Source organism: Bacillus sp. 05T21, from assembly GCF_056396785.1.
This window is the reverse complement of sequence record NZ_JBFTMD010000011.1, coordinates 76,798-98,440: the sequence shown is the minus strand read 5'-3', so window position 1 is coordinate 98,440 and position 21,643 is coordinate 76,798. Positions and strand designations below refer to the sequence as shown.

21 protein-coding genes, 1 pseudogene, 2 riboswitches and 1 other annotated feature are annotated in these 21,643 nt (G+C 35.9%); of the genes and pseudogenes, 18 read left to right on the top strand and 4 right to left on the bottom strand.

Annotated elements, in window-relative coordinates:
- Positions 1–67 precede the first annotated feature (67 nt).
- Positions 68–1,381: an anaerobic C4-dicarboxylate transporter family protein gene (locus AC1DKZ_RS19360; protein WP_088293248.1), complete on the bottom strand. Its 1,314-nt coding sequence runs from the start codon at positions 1,379–1,381 to the stop codon at positions 68–70.
- Between the two features lie 282 nt (positions 1,382–1,663).
- Positions 1,664–1,748: riboswitch (cyclic di-GMP riboswitch) on the top strand.
- 134 nt (positions 1,749–1,882) lie between these two features.
- Between AC1DKZ_RS19360 and AC1DKZ_RS19355 the strand changes: the two genes are divergently transcribed.
- The 13 genes and pseudogenes from AC1DKZ_RS19355 to AC1DKZ_RS19295 all read left to right on the top strand — a co-directional run bounded on the left by AC1DKZ_RS19355 (position 1,883) and on the right by AC1DKZ_RS19295 (position 12,731).
- Entirely contained in the window at positions 1,883–3,622 is a 1,740-nt protein-coding gene (locus AC1DKZ_RS19355; RefSeq protein WP_476996864.1) for a methyl-accepting chemotaxis protein, read from the top strand.
- A 61-nt stretch (positions 3,623–3,683) separates the two neighbouring features.
- Positions 3,684–3,785, top strand: a riboswitch (TPP riboswitch).
- Positions 3,786–3,886: 101 nt separating this feature from the next.
- Positions 3,887–4,207 (top strand): MTH1187 family thiamine-binding protein, encoded by a 321-nt coding sequence (locus AC1DKZ_RS19350; RefSeq protein ID WP_000082898.1) that lies wholly within the window; start codon positions 3,887–3,889, stop codon positions 4,205–4,207.
- Positions 4,179–4,952, top strand: a complete 774-nt coding sequence (locus tag AC1DKZ_RS19345) for an ABC transporter permease (RefSeq protein WP_002091231.1) — start codon at positions 4,179–4,181, stop codon at positions 4,950–4,952. The genes AC1DKZ_RS19350 and AC1DKZ_RS19345 overlap by 29 nt, the downstream gene beginning before the upstream one ends.
- The gene (locus AC1DKZ_RS19340) at positions 4,949–5,947 is read left to right on the top strand and encodes an ABC transporter substrate-binding protein (RefSeq protein WP_002124979.1); all 999 of its coding nucleotides are present in this window, start codon (positions 4,949–4,951) and stop codon (positions 5,945–5,947) included. Before AC1DKZ_RS19345 ends, AC1DKZ_RS19340 begins: the two co-directional genes overlap by 4 nt.
- Positions 5,944–6,693, top strand: coding sequence for an ABC transporter ATP-binding protein (locus AC1DKZ_RS19335; protein ID WP_107887811.1), 750 nt, complete (start codon positions 5,944–5,946; stop codon positions 6,691–6,693). Before AC1DKZ_RS19340 ends, AC1DKZ_RS19335 begins: the two co-directional genes overlap by 4 nt.
- A gap of 445 nt (positions 6,694–7,138) precedes the next feature.
- Positions 7,139–8,671, top strand: a complete 1,533-nt coding sequence (locus AC1DKZ_RS19330) for an ABC-F family ATP-binding cassette domain-containing protein (RefSeq protein ID WP_476996863.1) — start codon at positions 7,139–7,141, stop codon at positions 8,669–8,671.
- Positions 8,672–9,288: 617 nt separating this feature from the next.
- Complete coding sequence (locus AC1DKZ_RS19325; protein ID WP_431182616.1) at positions 9,289–9,660, top strand: DnaJ family domain-containing protein; 372 nt, start codon at positions 9,289–9,291, stop codon at positions 9,658–9,660.
- Between the two features lie 10 nt (positions 9,661–9,670).
- Positions 9,671–9,985: a thioredoxin family protein gene (locus AC1DKZ_RS19320; protein ID WP_476996862.1), complete on the top strand. Its 315-nt coding sequence runs from the start codon at positions 9,671–9,673 to the stop codon at positions 9,983–9,985.
- Positions 9,986–9,998: 13 nt separating this feature from the next.
- Positions 9,999–10,250, top strand: a complete 252-nt coding sequence (locus tag AC1DKZ_RS19315) for a hypothetical protein (protein ID WP_000394370.1) — start codon at positions 9,999–10,001, stop codon at positions 10,248–10,250.
- Between the two features lie 129 nt (positions 10,251–10,379).
- Positions 10,380–10,463: pseudogene (locus AC1DKZ_RS19310) on the top strand (histidine kinase); the annotation flags it as partial.
- Positions 10,464–10,543: 80 nt separating this feature from the next.
- Positions 10,544–11,125 (top strand): TetR/AcrR family transcriptional regulator, encoded by a 582-nt coding sequence (locus AC1DKZ_RS19305; RefSeq protein WP_113710405.1) that lies wholly within the window; start codon positions 10,544–10,546, stop codon positions 11,123–11,125.
- A gap of 66 nt (positions 11,126–11,191) precedes the next feature.
- Positions 11,192–12,424 (top strand): MFS transporter, encoded by a 1,233-nt coding sequence (locus AC1DKZ_RS19300; RefSeq protein WP_431182618.1) that lies wholly within the window; start codon positions 11,192–11,194, stop codon positions 12,422–12,424.
- A 55-nt stretch (positions 12,425–12,479) separates the two neighbouring features.
- Positions 12,480–12,731, top strand: a complete 252-nt coding sequence (locus AC1DKZ_RS19295) for a helix-turn-helix transcriptional regulator (protein WP_476996890.1) — start codon at positions 12,480–12,482, stop codon at positions 12,729–12,731.
- Positions 12,732–12,806: 75 nt separating this feature from the next.
- On the opposite strand, the gene AC1DKZ_RS19290 is transcribed toward AC1DKZ_RS19295, so the two are convergent.
- Both AC1DKZ_RS19290 and AC1DKZ_RS19285 read right to left on the bottom strand, forming a co-directional pair.
- On the bottom strand, positions 12,807–14,090 hold the full coding sequence (locus AC1DKZ_RS19290) for an MFS transporter (RefSeq protein ID WP_404457654.1): 1,284 nt from the start codon (positions 14,088–14,090) through the stop codon (positions 12,807–12,809).
- 108 nt (positions 14,091–14,198) lie between these two features.
- Positions 14,199–15,512: an alkaline phosphatase family protein gene (locus AC1DKZ_RS19285; RefSeq protein ID WP_476996861.1), complete on the bottom strand. Its 1,314-nt coding sequence runs from the start codon at positions 15,510–15,512 to the stop codon at positions 14,199–14,201.
- 154 nt (positions 15,513–15,666) lie between these two features.
- Between AC1DKZ_RS19285 and AC1DKZ_RS19280 the strand changes: the two genes are divergently transcribed.
- Positions 15,667–15,960: a YesK-like family protein gene (locus tag AC1DKZ_RS19280; protein ID WP_002124993.1), complete on the top strand. Its 294-nt coding sequence runs from the start codon at positions 15,667–15,669 to the stop codon at positions 15,958–15,960.
- Between the two features lie 93 nt (positions 15,961–16,053).
- Positions 16,054–16,261: a binding site (T-box leader), on the top strand.
- A gap of 45 nt (positions 16,262–16,306) precedes the next feature.
- On the top strand, positions 16,307–17,737 hold the full coding sequence (gene proS / locus AC1DKZ_RS19275) for a proline--tRNA ligase (protein ID WP_476996860.1): 1,431 nt from the start codon (positions 16,307–16,309) through the stop codon (positions 17,735–17,737).
- 269 nt (positions 17,738–18,006) lie between these two features.
- Here proS and AC1DKZ_RS19270 read toward each other — a convergent pair whose 3' ends face one another.
- Complete coding sequence (locus AC1DKZ_RS19270; protein ID WP_476996889.1) at positions 18,007–19,146, bottom strand: cell wall anchor protein; 1,140 nt, start codon at positions 19,144–19,146, stop codon at positions 18,007–18,009.
- A gap of 207 nt (positions 19,147–19,353) precedes the next feature.
- On the opposite strand from AC1DKZ_RS19270, the gene AC1DKZ_RS19265 reads away from it, so the two are divergent.
- The 3 genes from AC1DKZ_RS19265 to AC1DKZ_RS19255 all read left to right on the top strand — a co-directional run bounded on the left by AC1DKZ_RS19265 (position 19,354) and on the right by AC1DKZ_RS19255 (position 21,568).
- Complete coding sequence (locus AC1DKZ_RS19265) at positions 19,354–20,232, top strand: ROK family protein (RefSeq protein WP_404449305.1); 879 nt, start codon at positions 19,354–19,356, stop codon at positions 20,230–20,232.
- Between the two features lie 128 nt (positions 20,233–20,360).
- Positions 20,361–20,957 (top strand): TerD family protein, encoded by a 597-nt coding sequence (locus AC1DKZ_RS19260; RefSeq protein WP_113937980.1) that lies wholly within the window; start codon positions 20,361–20,363, stop codon positions 20,955–20,957.
- A gap of 26 nt (positions 20,958–20,983) precedes the next feature.
- Entirely contained in the window at positions 20,984–21,568 is a 585-nt protein-coding gene (locus AC1DKZ_RS19255) for a TerD family protein (RefSeq protein ID WP_002010225.1), read from the top strand.
- Positions 21,569–21,643: the final 75 nt, after the last annotated feature.

Genomic DNA, 21,643 nt, shown 5'->3' with positions numbered 1-21,643 from the left:
GATTGGTGCGGGCTAATAATCAGTGGGGGATGAACAAAACCCCCCACTGATTAAAGTTTCACTTTATTTAAAACATAATTGAAATTAAGAGCATTCCAATTCCGATAGAAGTAAAGGTTGCGATCAGGCCCGGAATCATAAAGCTATGATTTAAAACATATTTACCAATTCCTGTTGTACCAGTACGGTCAAAGTTAATTGCAGCAACGATTGTCCCGTAGTTTGGAATGAAGAAATATCCATTTACTGCAGGGAACATCGCAATAAGTAATGCCGGCGGAATACCAAGTGATAGTCCGAGTGGCACTAAAGCACGAACTGTTGCTGCTTGGCTATACAGTAAAATAGATAGAATGAATAGTGCAATAGCAAATAGCCATGGTGCACTTGTCACTAAGTGTTGAATTGATCCTTGAATTATATTTAAGTTTCCGTTGAAGAAAGTATCTCCCATCCAAGCGATACCAAAAATAGCAACAACTGCTGTTGCGCCTGCTTTAAAGACGTTACCAGTTACAATGCTTTCCACATTTGGTTTACAGAAAATAATAATAAGAGCAGCAATGGTTAACATGACCATTTCAATTGTGTTTGGCATGGAAAGACGAGCTAACTTCCCGTCAACCATCCATCCCGGACGAAGGGCTTCAAATGAACCAAGAAGTACGACAAGGAAAGTTCCTACTAGGAAAAGGATAACTGATAATTTAGCGCCTTTTACACCCGCAAATTCTTTTTTCTCTTCAAGTTTAGGGATCATTCCCTCTTTTAATCGCTTCAAGTATTCAGGGTCTTCATTTAATTCTTTTCCCATTTTACTAGCAACGAATGCAGCTACCATACAAGCAATAAAAGTAGAAGGGATACTGACTTTTAAAATATCTAACAAGGTGATTTTATAGTCGGCTAACATTGCTAAAAGTGCAACTGTTGCAGCCGATATTGGACTAGCTGTAATTGCCTGCTGGGAAGCGATAACGGCAATTGACATTGGTCGTTCAGGTCTAATTCCTGATTCGCGAGATACTTCGGCGATAACGGGAAGTACAGAATAAGCAACGTGACCAGTGCCAGCACATAGTGTGAATAAATACGTAACAATTGGAGCGAAAAAAGTAATACGCTTTGGATTTTTTCGTAAAGCTTTCTCAGCTAGATGAACAAGATAGTCCATCCCTCCAGCGGCTTGCAAAGCACCGGCAGCTGTAATTACTGATAAAATCATAAGCATTACATCAATAGGAGGGGCTGTAGGTTGTAAGTGGAAGACGAAAACAAGTATTGCCATACCAACGCCACCCATTACTCCTAGACCAACTCCGCCTAGGCGTGCGCCAATAAAAATGCAGAGTAGTAACGTAAGAAATTGTAGCCAAAACATGATAAACTACCTCCGAAATTCGTAAGTTAAGATATATTCGAATAATTTAATTTGAATGAAAATTAAATAAACATCCGTAATAATCCTTATTTTATATACATTTTTTATTATATAACACAAGAAATGTAACATTCACGTACTTTGTTAAATTATTTCGAAAAAATAATACATTAAAACTTTATATTTACATCTTTAAATGGATGGACATTTTAATTTTTATGTTGTAATATTTGGAAGAGAATATTTTAATTCTCATAGAACTCCCATATCGTTCAACTCGTTCAGCGAGAAAGGCAAACTTATGGAAACATGAGGACGCAAAACTACAGGGGCTAAGGTCGAAGGGCTAAGCTAGCCAGTTGCCGGACGGATAGGGTTGGTCTTGGCCAATGCTTTTTCATTGGTCTTTTTTTTTTGGTTTTCATTTGAGAATTGTTATCAATTAAAGTTGTGTTTTGAAATTATTATTTTGTATTAACTGAATTAAGGAAGGTAATGTGCATGAAAAAATATTGGCATAAGCTATCGTTTCTTCAAAAGAATGTATTGTTAACTGTATTAGTTATTTTGACGCTTGTTGGTACTATGGGAGCGTTAAGTTTTAACATGTTTCAAAATAGTATGATGTCTATATTCGAAAGGCATTCTTTTGAAACTGGAGATACGGTATTACATAAATTAGACGCAGAAATATTGAGGGATGTTGCAAAAGACCCAACGGCAGAAAGAGAAAAGAGAGAGAAGTTAACAGAGAAATTAGATGAATCAACGAAAGAATTGAACAGTGTTGGACAAACGTATATTGTTGGAGCGAAAAAAAATGAAAAAGGTGAGTTACAAATCTTCGATTTGTCTACAGGTTTAGCAAATGTTGTTGAAGTAAAGCCGGGAGACTATTACAAACAACCAGATCGTTGGATGAAAGCATATGATAAAGTAATGAGCACGAAAAAAGCAAACATAACAGAAGTATATGAAGACGCATTAGGATCATGGGTAACGATATTAGAGCCAATTATAGATGGAGAAGATAATATTGTGGCAATTGTTGCAGCCGATCTAGATGCCTCTATTGTTCCTATTACAAAGGAAAACTTCATTATACAAGGTTTAATGTTTATTTGTATTTCTGTTTTAATTGCAACTGTTATTCAATTCTTAATTGTGCGTAACGCACTTGCTCCATTGCGAGATTTACGTGAAGGATTGCGCAAAGTCGGTGAAGGTGATTTAAGTATTAAATTAGAGGAAAGACCAGATGATATTGGTATTATTAATGCGTATTTTAATAATACCATCGAGAAGTTTAAAGGAATTATAGATAAAGTGAAGCAGACAGCAGAACAGGTTTCCTCATCTTCACAAGAATTGTCAGTGAGTACGAAAGAGAATAGCATGGCAGTTCAAGAAATTGTAAGTTCTATGGTGGGGTTAAGAGCCGGCGCTCAGTCACAAGAAACTTCAGTGCCACAGTATTTAGGTATTGTATATGAAATGGAAGATAAGATGGAAGAGATAACGAATGCTGCAAAACAAATGGCGAAAGAGTCTGAAGGTATGGAGCATTATTCAGTAAAAGGAAATGGTGTTATTGAACAGGCGATTAATCAAATGAACATAATACAAAATGCAGTACAAGATTTATCTTCTATTATTTGTTCTTTGGAAACAAGATCAAAAGAAATTAGTGATATTGTAACAGTAATTACAGGTATTCCAAATCAAACTAATTCGCTAGCTTTAAATGCTTCTATTGAAGCTTCACGTGCTGAGGAAACCGGAAGGGGATTTGCCGTTGTTGCTGATGAAGTGCGTAAATTAGCAGAGCAGACGGAAGCATCAGCAAAAGATATAGCAAAATTAATCGGGGAAACACAAGCTGAAACGGAAGAAGCTGTTGTTTCAATGCAAAAAGCTTCAAAAGAAGTAGAATCTGGAATTAAACTTGTTGAAAGTAGTGGTGCTTTCTTTGAAAAAATTTCAAAATCAGCACAATCTGTTACAAATCAAGTTAGAGCTGTTTCTAGCAATTCAAGTGATATTTTGCAAAATGGCCAAAATATTGTTCGTGTTGTAAATGAACTATCACATATCGCAAATACGTATGCGAATAGTAGTAGTAATATTGAAGAGAGTATGAAAGAACAGGAAATGTCTGTACAAGATATTGCTGAATTAGCTAGTTCTTTAAGTTGGCTTTCACAGGAGTTACAAGAGTTAATTGGGGAATTTAAAAGTTAAATGAAATGATTATACATGCTTTTGTTTGTTCAATAAAATAAATCATGCTACAATGAAAACGAATTAAGAACCGGGGAGCCAATTGGCTGAGAGGATGTAAGTATACATCGACCCTCAACCTGATCTGGATAATGCCAGCGTAGGGAGTTACTTTAAAGTGATGTAGCATAAGTTATTATAGAATAACTTGTATACAAGGCTTTCCTACATGGTAGGAAAGCCTTTTCTTTTTTTGAAACCATATTTTGTAAGGGGGATTTTATTATGTCACAACAAGTTACAATTTCATTTTCAGTAGTACCACAAGCGAAGAACAAAGATGTGTATTCCGTTGTTGATAAAGCAATTGAAGTTGTACAACAGTCGGGAGTTCGTTATGAAGTAGGGGCAATGGAAACAACGTTGGAAGGAGAATTAGATGTACTTCTTGACGTCATTAAACGCGCGCAACAAGCTTGCGTCGATGCTGGAGCAGAAGAAGTAATCACTTCTATTAAAATTCACTATCGTCCAAGTACAGGCGTAACGATTGACGAAAAAGTTTGGAAGTACCGTGATGAATATGCAAAACCAGAAGCGATCTAAAATAATCACAACAATTTGGCTTATCCTTCTCATTGCTATATGGGAAGGATCTGTTTCATTATTTAAAATTGAGCCGTGGATTTTACCGAAGCCGTCTGCAATTGTGCAAGAGTTAATTGGAATGAAAGATTTACTATTACCGAATACAGTGCAAACGTTACAGGAAGTAATAATTGGGTTGTTTTTTGCAATTTTACTTGGGACGAGTATTGCTATCATTATGGATGTCATCCCTTTATTTCGGATTTTAATGAATCCATTGCTCGTTATTTCGCAAACAATTCCAATCGTTGTGCTCGCACCATTATTTATTATTTGGTTTGGATACGGAATGTTGCCAAAAGTAATGGTTGTTATTCTTGTTTGTTTCTTCCCAATTGCGCTTAGCATTTTAGAAGGTTTCCAAACGGTAGATAAAAATATGCTGAAACTGTTACAAACAATGAAGGCAACGAAATGGCAAGTTTACCAGAAAGTAAAGTTTCCAGCAGTACTCCCATACTTTTTCTCAGGTTTAAAAATTGCTGTTACATATAGTGTGATGGGGGCGATTATTGGGGAATGGCTTGGTGCCAGCGAAGGATTAGGAGTTATGCTTACAAGAGCAACGAAATCCTTTTTAACGGCTCGAGTATTTGGTGTTGCAGCGATTATCGTCATGGTGACATTATGTCTGTACTTTATTGTTGAATTTATGGCAAGAATAACAGCACCATGGATATACAGAAAGGGCGGCAGAAAATGAAAAAAGGTTTAAAAATTATGTTAGCTGCATTATTAGCAGTAACTGTTGCCGGATGTAATCCGGCGAAGAAAGAAGAAAGTTCAAGTAAAGATAAAAAAGTAAAAGTCGTTTTAGATTGGTTTCCAAATACGAATCATACTGGCTTATATGTAGCGCAAACGAAAGATTATTACAAAAAGCAAGGGCTTGATGTAGAAATTATCCAGCCTGGTGATAATGTAACGGCAGAGCAGATGATTGCTTCTGGGAAAGCAGACTTTGCGATAAGCGCACAAGAAAATGTAACATTAGCTCGTGTTGAAGGAATCCCAGTTGTTTCTGTTGGTGCAATTATTCAGCATAATACCTCTGCTTTTGCATCTCTAAAAAAAGATAATATGACGTCACCGAAAGATTTTGAAGGTAAACGTTATGGCGGCTGGGGGGGACCAGCAGAAGAAGCGACGTTAAAGACGATTATGGAGAAACATCAAGCTGATTTTAATAAAGTTGAAAAAATTATTCTTGGACAAACAGATTTCTTTAAATCAATCGGTCGTGATGCAGACTTTGAATGGATTTATTATGGATGGGATGGAATTGAAGCGAAGCGTCAAGGGAAAGAGTTAAATACAATTATGGTAAAAGACTTAGATCCAGCGCTTGATTTCTATAGTCCTGTTATTATTACAAGTGAAAAACATACGAAGCAAGATAAAGATTTTGTGAAAAAATTTATGACGGCAACGACAGAAGGTTATGATTTTGCAATTAAAGAACCGAAAGAAGCTGCGGATATTTTAATTAAAGCTGTTCCAGATGTGAATAAAGAATTAGTACAAGAAAGCCAAAAGTGGTTAAGTACAAAGTATCAAGATGATGCAAAAGCGTGGGGAGTACAGAAGGAAGAGATTTGGACGAATTACATGAATTTCTTATATGACAACAAAGTTATTAAAAAGAAAATCGATGTAAAAGATGCCTTTACAAATGAATTCCTTCCAAGTGAAAAATGAGTGGATTACAAATAAAAGATGTTGTAAAAGCTTTCGATGGAAAGAATGTATTAGCAAATATTAGTGCTTCTATACAAGAGGGAGAGTTTGTCTCTTTTGTAGGTCCGAGTGGTTGTGGAAAAAGTACATTATTAAATATGATTGCAAGTGTTGAAGAGCCAACGAGCGGAGAAGTGTTTTATAACGAGGAGTATGTAAAAAAACAAGATGTTGTTAGTTATATGCCGCAACAAGATTTATTACTACCGTGGCGATCGGCTTTGCAAAATATCGTTCTTCCATTGGAAATCGAAGGGAAGCCTAAAAAACAAAGGCTAACAGAAGGAATGGAAGCATTAAAGCAATTTGAGCTAGATGAATATGCAGATCATTATCCAGATGAATTATCAGGTGGAATGCGTCAAAGAATTAGTTTCCTTCGTACGTATTTATGTGAAAAGCCAATTATGCTGCTGGATGAGCCTTTTGGAAAATTAGATGCCTTTACAAAAATGGAAGTACATAGTTGGCTTTTAAATTCTTGGCATCAAGAAAAGCAAACAATTGTTATGGTTACACATGACTTAGATGAGGCAATTTTACTTTCTGATCGCGTATTTATTTTATCTCAAAGACCAGCATCAATAGTTGGAGAGGTACAAGTGGAATTACCTAGGCCGCGAACGATGGATATGTTAACATCTCTTGAGTTAAAGAAGGATAAGGAAGAAATTTTAAGAGTATTGGCTCCTTATATGAAAAAATAGAAAAAAGTCTTTTAACAGTTTTTTGTATAATTGCTGTTAAGAGGCTTTTTTCTATTGAAGGAGAAAGATGAAATCTATAGGGGAAATAGTGGATTCATTAACATCGGATAAATTGGAAGAAGGAACAAAAGAAAAAGTAGAGAATAGAATATAACAGAGTGGTTTATACTCTTAATATAACAAATGTTAAAGGAGTGAAAGGATAAAATGACTTTATCAACTGTTCTTCAAATGGTTTTAGCTTGATACGGGAGAAGTCTGCCCATTTTTAAAGATGAAGCTAAATTGAAGACAGCAGGTAAAGAACCTTAATCCTTTCTTACGATAATATGTAATGGGTAAGGTGTATTCACCTTACCCATTTTTATATGTATAACTAAATAAGGCTTTATACTGTTGTTCTCTCTATTTAGCTTATGGATCATAAGAAAAGGAGAGAAAAAAGATGAGTATATTAACAGTAGAAAATGTAAGTCATTCATATGGTGAGAAAACCATTTTATATAATGCGTGCTTTCGATTATTAAAGGGCGAACATGTTGGGCTAGTAGGGAAAAATGGAATTGGAAAATCCACATTATTACGCTTGTTAACAGGAGAACTTATACATGATGATGGAAGCATTGAATGGTTTCCACATGTGAAGATTGGCTTTTTGCAACAGCATATAGATTTACAAGAAGGCATAACAATTGAAGAATACTTGCAAAGTGCGTTTTCTAACCTGTATGAGTTGGAACGTGACATGTTAAAACTTACAGAAGAGATGGCTGGAGCAGGAGAAGTAGAAAAATTGTTAGTAAGGTATGGAGAGTTACAAACTATATTGGAGAATTCTAATTTTTATCAAATTCATACAGAAATTGAGGAAGTAGCAACCGGCTTAGGCTTGTTTGAAATAGGATTGGAAAAGGATGTTTCAAAGTTAAGTGGTGGTCAGCGGACAAAGTTGTTACTTGGGAAACTCCTTTTAGAAAAAGCGGATGTTTTATTATTAGATGAGCCAACTAACTATTTAGATACAGCTCATATAGAATGGTTGCAATCGTATTTACAAATGTATGAAAAAGCTTATATTATCATTTCGCATGATGAAATATTTTTGAACAATATTACGAATGTTATTTATCATCTAGAAGAACGAAAGGTTAAGCGCTATGTAGGAGATTATGAAACCTTTTTGCAAAGTTATCAATTACAAAGGAAACAATTACAAGCGGCGTATGCGAAACAACAAAAAGAAATTGCACATTTAGAGGGTTTTATTCAAAAAAATAAAATTCGTAAAGCGAAACAAGCGAAAAGTCGTGAAAAAGTATTAGAGAAAATGAAAAAGGTTGAAAAGGTTAACGATGTACCTCGCGCCCGTTTTGATTTTAATGTTTATACTGAGCCAGTGAGTCGTATATTACAGGTAGAGAAACTGAAAATTGGTTATGGTGAACCGTTATTTCCGGAATTGGATTTTCTAGTGAAAAAAGGGGAAAAGATTGCGATTATTGGTCATAATGGGATTGGAAAAACAACAATGTTAAAAACATTACTAGGACAAATAAAACCGTTAGGCGGCTCAGTCTCTGTTGGGGAACGAGTAAAACCCGCTTATTTTGCACAAGAGGAATTTTCCTCAGAAATAACTGCACTAGAAAGAGTATGGGCAGGGAGACCAGATATGACAAGAAAAGAAATCCGACAAGCATTAGCAAAGTGCGGATTGAAAGAAGAACATGTATTAAAATCTATCCAGTTATTAAGTGGAGGAGAACAAACAAAAGTACGATTATGCGAACTTATCGTAACTAAAAGCAATGTTTTAATTTTAGATGAACCAACTAACCATTTGGATACAGAGACTAAGACGGCTTTACAGGAAGCGTTAAAACAATATAAAGGTACAGTTTTAATTGTTTCACATGAGCCATCTTTCTATGAAGCATGGATAACGAAAATATGGAATATCGAAAAATGGAACGTTTAACAATACTCACAAAGAAAAGGCATTAGCTTTTATGAGCTAATGCCTTTTCTTTGTGAGTAACATGATTTTCAAGAACTCTTACGTGAGAATTTTAAGAAAAAGAACTCTTATGGTGCGCTTATAAGCGCACCATAAGAGTTCTTTTTCTTTGGTTATATTTATAATAATACTAGATGCCTTTCCCTAATAGGCTACTATCTTTGTATCTATATATAGATAGTTTGAAACGGAATGGAAATGATTCCTATATGTAAAGGATAATGTGATTAGTATGGGAAGACAATAGAACTTAAAGGGAATTCATGTGAAATTCAGATGAACTTCACATAAACTTCATATTAGAAACTAAATATAATCATAATAGGTTATTATAATATCTATTTTCGATTTTTCGTAAAATTTGTGTTCGATTATCGTTTAAATAAAGTGAAACTTTAATCAGTGGGGGTTTTGTTCATCCTCCACTGATTATCAGCCCTCACCAATCGGGAGTTTTACTGCCCGGCAAATAGCAGGATAAACCTGGAAAAATTTTACGAAGTCAATCTTGAATGACGTAGCAGGATGATGAAATTTCATGTAAAATAATAGTAGAAATATGTAAAGGAGCGGATAGTGTGGATGTGTTTTTGAACATTGCTGAGGAAAAAATTCGTCAAGCAATACGGAATGGTGATCTTGATAATATTCCGGGAAAAGGAAAACCACTACAATTAGAAGACCTTTCAATGGTACCTCCAGAACTTAGAATGAGTTATAAAATCTTAAAAAATGCGGGTATGATTCCACCAGAAATGGAACTACAAAAAGATATATTAAAGATAGAAGACTTAATTGCGTGCTGTTATGATGAAGTAGAGAAAAAAGAATTACAAGAAGAGTTAACAGCAAAAACGCTGCGTTTTCAGCAAGTAATGGAAAAGAGAAAGATTAAAGATAGTTCAGCTTTTCGTATGTATCAGGATAAAGTATTTCGTAAATTACGCTAAGAGGGATAAGATGAATACATTTGAAACGATAGAAGAATTAGCGACATATATTGAAGGACAACAATTAGTACTGCTGTTTATTAAAACGGAAAATTGTAGTGTTTGTGATGTTATGTTAAGAAAAGTAAATTGCGTATTAGAGAATTATGATTACGTAGAGAAAGTAGAAATATTACTGCAAGACATGCAAGAGATCGCGGGGCGATATGCAGTATTTACAGGACCAACAGTTTTATTATTTTATAATGGAAAAGAGATCCTTCGTGAATCGCGCTTCATTTCACTTGAAAATTTAGAGAGAACCATTCAATTATTCGAAGATTAAGGGGGGCTTTTATATGGAATTTATTATTGTCATACTATTATTTGTTGTAGTTGGAACGATCGTAACAGCAGTTCGATCAAACAAAAAGAAGGTAAATCTTACGAAACAAAATAACATTCATAATTCATCCAACAGCTCATCACCATTATTTTTCTTTGCTGGATCGGATAATGATAGTTCGCACGATGGAGGTTCACATGATTGCGGAGGTTCTTTTGGTGGAGATAGTGGAGGTAGCTGCGGTGGTGGAGGCGGCGGTGATTGATGAGAATACGCCCTATAGGGGGCGTATTTCTTTTTAAACAAACGTTTAATTAGTTAGCTTACATATGCATAAAAACAGTTAAACAAACGTTTGATTAAATATTTTTAACATGCTAGGGGAAATGAAAAGGGAACCGTATTTCTTACTAAATTAGGATTTAAATTTGGAATAATACATATGATTCGAATGTGGTTTGAAAGTACGTTTTCTTAAATAAGGAGTATAGCCTCTTGCGATAGAGGTTTTTTATTTGTTATTATTAGACTGAACGGTCGGTTTAAAGAGGTGTGAATATGAGAAGAAGCGCAGAAGAGATAAAGAAAGAAATTGCCTATAAAGCAGAAAGTTTGTTTTCACAGAAGGGCTATGCAGCTACATCTATGGAAGAGATTTGTGAAATTACAGAGAGAAGTAAAGGAAGCATTTATTATCACTTTAAAAGTAAAGAAGAATTATTTTTATTTGTAGTGAAACAGCATACGTATGATTGGCTTGAAAAATGGAATGAAAAAGAGAAGTTGTATAGTACTAGTATTGAAAAACTATATGGTCTCGCGGAATATTATGTAGAGGACATACAGCAACCCATTTCAAATGCAATAGAGGAATTCTCTATGAGCCAAGTTGTAAGTAAAGAAATTCTGGATGAACTGTTAGCTTTAACTAGAGAATCATATGTTATGGTTGAGAAATTAATTGAAGCAGGTATACAGTCTGGAGAGTTTCAAGAAGATGATACACGTGATCTTATGTATATTGTGAATGGATTATTATCGGGGCTTGGAGTACTTTACTACGAGTTAGATTATAAAGAGCTGAAACGTATTTATAAAAAGGCAATAGATGTATTGTTAAAAGGAATGGCAGCTGAATAATAGGTCAGTTGCTTTTCTTACAAAATAAATTAGACCGAACGGTCGGTTTATGAAAGGGGAATGAAAATGAACGCTTTATTTAAAAACCGAGCATTTATGCTCGTTATGGCATCTGATATTTTACAACAATTTGCAATTTGGATTAGAAATATGGCTCTTTTGTATTTCATAATGGAGCGAACGAATAATGATCCAGTTTCAGTTTCTTTGTTATCGGTTATGGAATATGCACCTATTTTTATTTTCTCGTTTATCGGTGGGGCACTAGCTGATCGCTGGAATCCGAAAAGAACGATGGTTGCTGGAGATGTATTAAGTGTACTGTCTATTGTAGGAATTGTCTTGTTGTTAAAGCTGGATTATTGGCAGGCTATATTTTTTGCAACACTCATTTCCGCGATTGTAGGTCAGTTTTCTCAGCCATCATCTTCGCGTATATTTAAACGCTATGTAAAAGAAGAACAGGTAGCAAATGCAATTGCATTTAATCAAACATTACAGTCGCTATTTATGATTTTTGGACCAGTGGTAGGATCGCTTGTGTACACACAACTTGGTTTATTTACGTCACTATATAGCTTAATTATTTTATTTTTGTTATCTGCTATCGCTCTTTCATTTTTACCAAAATGGGTGGAACAAGAGCAAGTGGTGAGAGATTCATTAAAAAATGATATAAAAGAGGGTTGGAAGTACGTTCTTCATACGAAAAATTTACGTATGATTACGATCACTTTCACCATTATGGGATTAGCAGTTGGACTAACAAATCCGTTAGAGGTGTTTCTTGTAATAGAACGGCTTGGAATGGAAAAAGAAGCCGTTCAATATTTAGCGGCAGCGGATGGAATAGGTATGCTAATCGGTGGTATTGTTGCTGCTGTTTTCGCTTCAAAAGTGAATCCGAAAAAGATGTTTGTATTCGGTATGAGCATATTAGCGATGTCATTTTTAGTAGAAGGGCTATCTACATCATTTTGGATTACTAGTTTCATGAGGTTTGGAACAGGTATTTGTTTAGCTTGTGTTAATATCGTTGTCGGTACGCTTATGATTCAGCTTGTACCAGAAAACATGATTGGAAGAGTAAATGGAACAATTTTACCATTATTTATGGGTGCTATGTTAATCGGAACATCGCTAGCTGGAGGATTGAAGGAAATGACTTCACTAGTGATTGTATTTTGTATAGCGACGTCACTTATTTTATTGGCAATAGGTCCAGTTCTACGTATGCAAATAAAAAAAGAAGAGCTTGCTAATAAAGAGGAACTGACGAATTCGTTAGCTTCAAAATAACCATTGTAACGGAGCAGAATTGCTCTCTTTTCTTGTACAGTCTTTTGACAATGAAATGTACCAACTATATACTGATGATGTAAAAACGATTTTACAGGTTAGGAGAAACGGTGTGAAAAATCAAATCTATGAATTGCGCACTGCAAATAATATTTCACAAGGTGCATTAGCGGATAAGTGTACCGTATCAAGACAGACGATAAATGCAATTGAGAATAATAAATATGATCCAAGCTTAGCGCTAGCATTCCGGTTAGCAGAAGTATTAGGAACAACTGTCGATAAATTATTTTTGTACAAGCTTTAGAGTTTTTAATTGTGGGGCGTTATCGTTAAAAATATAAGAGAAAGATCCCCTTCTTGTGTGAAGGGGATCTTTCTCTTATATTGTTTTAGTTTTCGGATTAGGTGGTGTAACGGACGTATCATTTTCGGGTACTCTAGTTAATAAGAATCCACCGATAATAAATAGGACAATAATACTAAGGACACCAGCGTTTGTTTTTCCTGTTAATTGTGTTGTGACACCAACTAATACCGGACCCATAATTGCTGCGAATTTACCAAAGATATTATAAAATCCGAAGAATTCATTTGCAGATTCTTTCGGTACTAGTTTTGCGAAATATGAACGGCTAAGTGCTTGAATACCGCCTTGAGAAGTGGCAACTAACATTGCTAAAATCCAGAAATCAAGTGTCGTTTTTAAGAAATAAGCATATGTGCAAATAATGATATAAATGATAATACCGACATATAGCATTTTTTTACCGGTAAATGTTTCCGATAGTTTTCCATATAATAAAGCAAATGGACAAGCGACAATTTGTGTTACAAATAAGATGATTAATAGATTGGTTGCACTAATACCGAGATCTGTTCCGTAAGCAGTAGACATAGTGATAATTGTATCTACCCCATCAATGTAGAAAAAGTAAGCTATTAGGAACATAAATACAGTTTTATATTCTTTAATATTTTTAAACGTATTAGCAAGGCGCTTGAAGCTCATTGCAATTGGTCTTGGATGACGTTCAATATAGTGTGTTTGCTCTACATTTTTTAGCATTGGTATCGTAAATAGTCCCCACCAAAGAGCTGTTATTGCAAAGGAAATTTGACTAGCAATTCCGACTGATAAGGGGATAGTTCCTTTTTGAGCAAGAATAATAAGAGCAATACAACCGATAAAAGGAATTGTGCTCCCAATGTAACCTAATGCAAAACCTCGCGTAGAAATTCGGTCCATTCTATCTCCAGAGGTAACATCTACTAGAAATGCATCATAAAAAATATTTGCTCCAGCAAAGCCAACTAATGCGAGCATATAGCATCCTAGTAATAAGTACCACTGAGATGTTGGAACAACTGCTAGCATACTTGTAAATACGATACCGAGTCCAAAGAAGAATGTGAAAAATCGTTTTTTAAATCCCTTATAATCAGCAACCGTGCCGAGAATAGGAGCGAGTATAGAAATTAAAAGTGTAGCGAACGAGTTTGCATATCCCCAATAGGCTGTTGAAGTTGCACCAGATAGTCCAGCTTCTTTTGCAGCTGCTTTAAAGTAAATTGGAAATAATGCGGTTGTAATGACGAGCGAATATACCGAGTTCGCCCAATCATATAATATCCAGCTTTTTTCTTGTCTGGACATTTTTTTCATATAATGTTCCCCCTTAAATTTGTTCTACTAACAGTGTACAAAAATAAAAATTGTAAAAAGAGAAACAGTGATGATTTTTACATAACTTTTACATATATACACAGTTCTTTACAATTGAAGTAAATCCTCTACAATTGCTCCGTCTGTTTCACCTAAGTGCAAACCGAGTAACCTAGCAATAGTGGGACCTTCATCAATCAGTCTCATATACGGGATTGTAACGCCACTTTGAATGCCTTTCCCAGCAGCCATAAAAATTGTTTCATAGTTAGGTTTTGTTGGGGAATATCCATGTGTTCCAAATGTATATTTCTTACTAGAAGTAACATCTTTTTTAGTAATTTCTTTTATGAAATCACCTGTATAATTTTCAATGAAGTAATAACCTTCCATGGCTTCTAGCATAAATAAGCAATTACCATCAGCACCACGTTCTTTTGCATCTTCATCGTGCAGAATAAATTCAATTCCATTTTGTTTATCCTGAAGAAGTCCTTCAAGAAGAAGTTGAATCTCATTAATCGTTTCAGTATCATTTTTATCTCTTACATGTACGTAGGCAGATCCATCACAGCTTTGGCAATAAGCTTTCCAATCTAGTAACTTGCCACTTTTATTTACGGATATAAGTCCTTTTTGACGAAATAGGACATTTAATTGGATTGCTTTGTTTTCACTTAAAGCGCTATGATCGCCAAGTGCAATAATTGTACTTTCTTCGTATATCCCGCTTTCTTTTAATGCATGAATAATTTTTCCAAGGCGTTCGTCGTGTCTATGGATTGCAGCTACTGTTTCCTCGGACTCGAAGCCATGGTAATGTCTTTGCGTATCTAAATCAGTAAAATGTACAAACATAACATTAGGCTTTTTCGTCTGGATTGTATGTACGGCAGAAGCAAGGACGAAATCATCAAGCTCAGGCTGTGACAATCCATTTCGTATATGGCCGAAACGACGATTTAAATCTAATTGATATAGCGGGCTACCGCTAAATAATGAAACTAAAATTTGATTTTGCCACGGTCTATTTGGAAAAATTTCTGGTAAATTGTAATCGATATTTGCTCTTCCAGTAACAGGCCATAGAAGGGCTGCTGTCGTTAAATTTGCTTTGCGTGCTTCATCATATAAAGTTGTCCCTTTAATGAACTTTCGGTACCAATGCCAATCTGGTGAATCACGTCCTGGTTGAAGTAATGTATTGCTGACAACGCCATGCTTATTAGGATAATTACCGGTTACAATTGTTGAGTGGCTTGGATATGTTACAGAAGGATAAATTGGCTCCACTTTTTTCGCAATCGCGCCCTTTTTTATTAAAGTTTGGAAATGCGGTAGTTTTTGTAATATAGGAAAATCTAAAGCTGATAAGCAGTCAAAAGATAAAATGATGACGTGATTTGTTAATGCTTTATCCATAAAGTTTCCCTCCTGATTATATAAAACCTATTCTTATATATTACTATTAATACCTGGTGGTAAAAATATATTTTTGAATAAAATTTTGTTATTTATTTTCAGAAAAATTAAACATATAATAAGTATAAGGGAATGAATGGAAGGAGGGAATACTATGGATTGGCTAGATGGATTTGGTATCTTTTACATCATTGGTGGAGTCACCGTTCTCCTTGTATTTTTTATGTCATATTTACTAAAGAAACGTTTTCCAGACAAACAGTTTGATATTATATTTGCACTTAGTTTAGTACTTCTTTGTTTAGCTTTCTTTCCTGTAACAATGATCGCTATTGGTGGTTGGGAAGGAATGGGATACGGATTTATTTGTTTCTTCGTTTTAATTGGTACACTAATTGGTATGGTTGCTCATCAACTTGTAAAAATAGTTCGGAAAAGTTACGTATAAAACAGTGATAATTGAAAAAAATGTATAAAAACAAGAAAATTGGCTCTTGTTTTGAAATAAAATTTATATTATGATATTCAACAAATTTATTTTATTATAACGATGAAAAAGGAATAGTACATGTCTTACCTTTTTGCAGAGAGAGAATCCTTTTGGCTGGAAGATTCTTAAAGAGGCGATATGGAACCTACCTTTGAGTTCTGCATATGCAGCGGGAAATTCCCGTTATCAAAAAGAGAGCATACTCAATTTTTTTGTGTATGAATCAGGGTGGTAACGCCGACAAAGCTCGGTCCCTATTTGGGGACGCGGGCTTTTTCTATTTTCTAAAGGAGGAAGAATAACTATGGTAAAAGAACAAGTACAAGCCATTACGAAAATGGAAGAAGACTTTGCTCAGTGGTATACCGATATTGTAAAAAAAGCGGAGCTTGTTGATTATTCAAGTGTGAAAGGTTGTATGATTTTACGTCCATACGGTTATGCATTATGGGAAAATATCCAGAAAGTGATGGATGAAAAATTAAAAGAATCTGGTCATGAAAATGTGTACATGCCAATGTTTATTCCAGAGAGTTTATTACAAAAAGAGAAAGATCATGTTGAAGGATTTGCTCCTGAAGTAGCATGGGTTACTCATGGCGGAGATGAGAAATTGGCGGAAAGGCTTTGTATACGCCCTACATCTGAAACTCTATTCTGTGAGCATTTTTCAAAAATTGTTCAATCATATAATGATTTACCAAAGTTATATAACCAGTGGTGTTCAGTAGTTCGTTGGGAGAAGACGACGAGACCATTCCTTCGTACAACTGAATTTTTATGGCAAGAAGGTCATACGATTCATGAAACGGCAGAAGAATCTCAAATTGAAACATTAAATATTTTAAATCTATATGCTGCTTTTTGTGAAGAGTATTTAGCGATTCCGGTTATTAAAGGGCAAAAAACAGAAAAAGAAAAATTTGCAGGAGCGAAGGCAACTTATACGATTGAAAGTTTAATGCATGATGGAAAAGCACTTCAAACAGGAACATCTCATAACTTTGGAACGAATTTCTCTGAAGCATTTGATATTAAGTTTTTAGACCGTAACGGTAAATGGCAATACGTACATCAAACATCTTGGGGTGTATCAACAAGAATGATAGGTGGACTTATTATGGTTCATAGCGATAATAACGGACTTGTAATGCCACCGAAAGTCGCTCCAGTACAAGTTGTTATCGTTCCTATTGCTCAGCACAAAGAAGGTGTGTTAGAAAAAGCAACAGAGTTGCAAGGACGTATTCAGAAGGTTGCACGTGTAAAAATAGATGCTAGCAATAAAACACCTGGCTGGAAATTTAATGAGTATGAAATGAAGGGTGTTCCAATTAGATTAGAAGTTGGTCCAAAGGATATTGAAAAGAATCAAGTTGTACTTGTAAGGCGAGATACGAAAGAAAAAGAATTTATATCAATGGATCAATTAGAAGAACGCATTCCAGCACTACTTGAGGAAATTCACCATTCTTTATTTAGCAAAGCAAAAGTATTTCGCGATGAGAATACGTATAGTGTGACGAATTTCGAAGAGATGAAAAAAGCGGCTGATGAAAAGCAAGGATTTATTAAAGCGATGTGGTGTGGAGAACTAGCTTGTGAAGAAAAATTAAAAGAAGAAATTGGAGTATCTTCACGTTGTATTCCGTTCGAACAAGAAAGTTTAGCTGACGAATGTATTTGCTGTAGTAAAAAAGCGAAGCAGATGGTGTATTGGGGAAAAGCGTATTAATACTCTTGCTACTAGATGACAAAAAGGACCTTTGATTGCATAATAAAATGCAATCAAAGTCCTTTTTAGTTTTATCCCGTTATTTTCCAGGCAGTAAAACTCCCACTTCAAAATTCGGCTGGAGCAAAGAAGTTAGGTGGGAGCCCTGCTGCCCGTAAAAGCTCGATTGGTGAAGGCTAATAATCAGTGGGGGATGAACAAAATCCCCACTGATTAAAGTTTCATTTTATAATCTGTTTCATGTATTTTTAGATGGAAGGATGATTTTTTTATTTTGCGTTTTTACGACGAATAAATAGTAACACACCAATTAGGAATGTCGAAAGACCAATTAAAATAGATGCAGGATAATGCGTTGCAGTATTAGGCAGCTTATTGCCTTGTTTTGTTGCATTATCTTTTGCGTTACCGCTTTGAGAGCCGCTATCGCCTTTAACACGGTTGCCACCCTGAGAACCATTACCACCTTGAGAACTACTGTCGCCTTTAACACGGTTGCCGCCCTGAGAGCCACTGCCACCAGAACCACTGCCACCAGAACCATTGCCACCAGAACCATTGCTACCGGAGCCACTGCCACCAGAACCATTGCTACCGGAGCCACTGCCACCAGAACCATTGCCACCAGAGCCATTGTCACCAGAACCACTGCCACCAGAACCGTTGCCGCCAGAACCGTTGCCACCGGAGCCACTGCCACCAGAACCACTGCCACCGGAGCCACTGCCACCAGAACCACTGCCACCAGAACCGTTGCCGTCAGAACCACTGCCGCCAGAACCACTGCCGCCAGAACCGTTGCCACCAGAGCCATTGTCACCAGAACCACTGCCACCAGAACCACTGCCACCAGAACCACTGCCGCCAGAACCGTTGCCACCAGAGCCATTGCCACCAGAACCGTTGCCACCAGAACCGTTGCCACCAGAGCCATTGTCACCAGAACCACTGCCACCAGAACCATTGCCACCAGAACCATTACCGCCAGAACCATTGCCACCAGAACCATTGCCGCCAGAACCACTGCCACCAGAACCGTTGCCACCAGAACCATTGCCGCCAGAACCACTGCCACCAGAACCGTTGCCGTCAGAACCACTGCCGCCAGAACCACTGCCGCCAGAACCGTTGCCACCAGAACCACTGCCACCAGAACCGTTGCCGTCAGAACCACTGCCGCCAGAACCACTGCCACCAGAGCCGTTGCCGTCAGAACCACTATCGTCCTGAGAGCCATTGTTTCCTGGAGGTTTATTATTATCTTTTGAATTACCTTCTGCTAAATTATCGTTATTTTGTACAATAGCGTTTGTTATTGGATTGAAGTTTTCAGTTGCAGCATTACCAATATTTAAGCCACTAAAAAAGGATAAAGAAAGTGTTGATGCTAAAATGAATATTTTTGTCATTGTTTTCCTCCTGAAGAAAAAATTATTGTTCCATCTAAAATACACCCCTTTGTAATATTTCATAGGAAAAAGAGTTTTATGCAAAAAAAACTATATATAGAAAAAGGTGGTGTATTTCTAAAGGGAGAAAAGAGTTAATGTAAATTCCTTGCAAACAGTAGAGTGATGGAGAATTTACACTCATAACAGTAGAGGAAGTGGCAACGGATGAAAGAATATATTGCATTTGATATTGGTGGTACGCAAATTAAATATGGAATTGTTTCAGAAATAGGTGTAGTACTAATACATAAAAAGGTCCCGACAGAAATTCACTTGGGCGGGGAACAAATTGTTCAAAAGCTTATATATTTATCAAAAAAGTTAATGACTGAATATACTATTTCCGGAATTGGTATTAGTACAGCGGGAATTGTTGATATTGATAAAGGAGTTATAACGGGAGGTGTGGATCATATTCCGCGTTATGCTAATATTTCTATTGTTGAGAGATTACAAGAAGTATTAAAAGTTCCTGTATCTATTGAAAATGATGTTAATTGTGCAGCCTTAGGAGAGAAATGGAAAGGTACAGGGAGGGGAGAAAGCGATTTTATTATGCTTACGCTTGGAACGGGCATTGGTGGAGCAATTGTTATAAATGGAGAGTTATACCGTGGACATTTGTTTGGCGCTGGGGAATGGGGGAACATGTTAATAGAAGGGAAAACTTTTGAGGAGGTTGCCTCAATTTCGGGATTAATTCATCTTGTACGAAGATATAAAGGTAAAAAGGAGTGGGATGGTAAAATAATTTTCGAATTATATGATAAGGGTGATAGCGGTGTTACTCAAGCCGTGAAGATTTTCTTTAAACATTTGGCGATTGGTATTAGCAATCTTGCTTATATTTTTAATCCGAAAATGATTATTATTGGTGGGGGAATTACTGAAAGAGGAGATGATTTCTTAAATGAAGTGAAGGAAGAGATAGGAACATACTTAAATCAAGAGATTTATAGTAATTGTGAGATTAAACTTGCGCAAAGCGGTAATTGTGCAGGAATGATTGGCTCTATTTACCACTTATTACATCAGTATAAATAAATATAGTATCTGTTTTCATATAATTGAGAATTTATCCTTTTTCTCATTAGATAAATAATGCTACAATATAAGAGAAGAATACAATGTTTTCCGAGTTGGAAAATGCTTTGTAGAAAGGAAGAAACTTCATGCCTATTATTTTAGAAAAAGGACAAAAGATTGATTTAACGAAAGGACAACCTAGAGTAGCGAAAATGCAGGTTGGCTTAGGCTGGGATCCAATTGGGCAATCAGGTGGATTTCTGTCTTCATTATTTGGAAGTAAACCAAATGTAGATTGTGATGCATCAGTTGTTATGTTAGAAGGGGATCGTTTTTTAAACAAAAATGATTTAGTTTACTTCGGCAACAAACTTTCTACTTGTGGTAGTATCATTCATTCAGGAGATAATTTAACAGGTGAAGGCGCTGGTGACGACGAAACAATTTTCGTAGAATTACATAAAGTTCCGAGCCGTATTAATCGTCTAGTATTCGTTGTAAATATTTATGACTGTGTAAATCGTCGTCAAGATTTTGGGATGATTCGCAATGCATATATTCGTATTCAAAACCCACAAACAGGTGAAGAATTAGCGCGTTATAACTTGTCAGATAATTATGCTGGCAAAATGACTTTAATTGCAGGTGAAATGTACCGACATGGAAACGAATGGAAGTTTTCAGCAGTGGGAGAAGGAACACAAGATAAAAACTTAAGTGAGATTGTATCACGTTACCAATAAAATAAACCAAGGAGGAATAGTATAATATGGCATCTATTTCATTGAAAAAAGGACAAAAGGTAGACTTAACAAAAACAAATCCAGGTCTTTCGAAAGTTCTTGTAGGACTTGGTTGGGATACGAATCGTTATGATGGACAAAACGATTTCGATTTAGATGTTAGTATCTTCTTAGTAGGTGCTAACGGTAAAGTTTCAGGAGCAGAGGATTTCGTCTTCTATAATAATCCAAAAGGTGCGAATGGTGCTGTAGAGCATTTAGGAGATAACCGTACAGGCGAAGGTGAAGGCGACGATGAAACAATTAAAATAGACTTGAAAAATGTTCCTGCTAACATTGAGCGTATTTGTTTCACAATTACAATTTATGATGGAGAAGGCCGCAGCCAAAACTTCGGACAAGTTTCTAATTCTTTCGTACGTATTATGGATGAAGAAAAGAATGCAGAATTAATTCGTTACGATTTAGGAGAAGATTTCTCTATTGAAACAGCTGTAGTAGTAAGCGAATTATACCGTCACGCAGGTGAATGGAAATTCAATGCAATCGGAAGTGGATTCCAAGGTGGATTAGGTTCTCTATGTAATAACTTTGGTTTAGATGTAGAGTAATAGATTTATATATCCATCAGTGAAACGCGTATTTATTGATGGATATATTTTTAAAAATTAAAATATAGAGGTGAA

Excerpts from the sequence above, each read along its gene's own strand:
- AC1DKZ_RS19360 (WP_088293248.1), bottom strand. The coding sequence starts at position 1,381 with ATGTTTTGGCTACAATTTCTTACGTTACTACTCTGCATTTTTATTGGC.
- AC1DKZ_RS19355 (WP_476996864.1), top strand. The coding sequence starts at position 1,883 with ATGAAAAAATATTGGCATAAGCTATCGTTTCTTCAAAAGAATGTATTG.
- AC1DKZ_RS19350 (WP_000082898.1), top strand. The coding sequence starts at position 3,887 with ATGTCACAACAAGTTACAATTTCATTTTCAGTAGTACCACAAGCGAAG.
- AC1DKZ_RS19345 (WP_002091231.1), top strand. The coding sequence starts at position 4,179 with ATGAATATGCAAAACCAGAAGCGATCTAAAATAATCACAACAATTTGG.
- AC1DKZ_RS19340 (WP_002124979.1), top strand. The coding sequence starts at position 4,949 with ATGAAAAAAGGTTTAAAAATTATGTTAGCTGCATTATTAGCAGTAACT.
- AC1DKZ_RS19335 (WP_107887811.1), top strand. The coding sequence starts at position 5,944 with ATGAGTGGATTACAAATAAAAGATGTTGTAAAAGCTTTCGATGGAAAG.
- AC1DKZ_RS19330 (WP_476996863.1), top strand. The coding sequence starts at position 7,139 with ATGAGTATATTAACAGTAGAAAATGTAAGTCATTCATATGGTGAGAAA.
- AC1DKZ_RS19320 (WP_476996862.1), top strand. The coding sequence starts at position 9,671 with ATGAATACATTTGAAACGATAGAAGAATTAGCGACATATATTGAAGGA.
- AC1DKZ_RS19315 (WP_000394370.1), top strand. The coding sequence starts at position 9,999 with ATGGAATTTATTATTGTCATACTATTATTTGTTGTAGTTGGAACGATC.
- AC1DKZ_RS19305 (WP_113710405.1), top strand. The coding sequence starts at position 10,544 with ATGAGAAGAAGCGCAGAAGAGATAAAGAAAGAAATTGCCTATAAAGCA.
- AC1DKZ_RS19300 (WP_431182618.1), top strand. The coding sequence starts at position 11,192 with ATGAACGCTTTATTTAAAAACCGAGCATTTATGCTCGTTATGGCATCT.
- AC1DKZ_RS19295 (WP_476996890.1), top strand. The coding sequence starts at position 12,480 with ATGTACCAACTATATACTGATGATGTAAAAACGATTTTACAGGTTAGG.
- AC1DKZ_RS19290 (WP_404457654.1), bottom strand. The coding sequence starts at position 14,090 with ATGAAAAAAATGTCCAGACAAGAAAAAAGCTGGATATTATATGATTGG.
- AC1DKZ_RS19285 (WP_476996861.1), bottom strand. The coding sequence starts at position 15,512 with ATGGATAAAGCATTAACAAATCACGTCATCATTTTATCTTTTGACTGC.
- AC1DKZ_RS19280 (WP_002124993.1), top strand. The coding sequence starts at position 15,667 with ATGGATTGGCTAGATGGATTTGGTATCTTTTACATCATTGGTGGAGTC.
- proS (WP_476996860.1), top strand. The coding sequence starts at position 16,307 with ATGGTAAAAGAACAAGTACAAGCCATTACGAAAATGGAAGAAGACTTT.
- AC1DKZ_RS19270 (WP_476996889.1), bottom strand. The coding sequence starts at position 19,146 with ATGACAAAAATATTCATTTTAGCATCAACACTTTCTTTATCCTTTTTT.
- AC1DKZ_RS19265 (WP_404449305.1), top strand. The coding sequence starts at position 19,354 with ATGAAAGAATATATTGCATTTGATATTGGTGGTACGCAAATTAAATAT.
- AC1DKZ_RS19260 (WP_113937980.1), top strand. The coding sequence starts at position 20,361 with ATGCCTATTATTTTAGAAAAAGGACAAAAGATTGATTTAACGAAAGGA.
- AC1DKZ_RS19255 (WP_002010225.1), top strand. The coding sequence starts at position 20,984 with ATGGCATCTATTTCATTGAAAAAAGGACAAAAGGTAGACTTAACAAAA.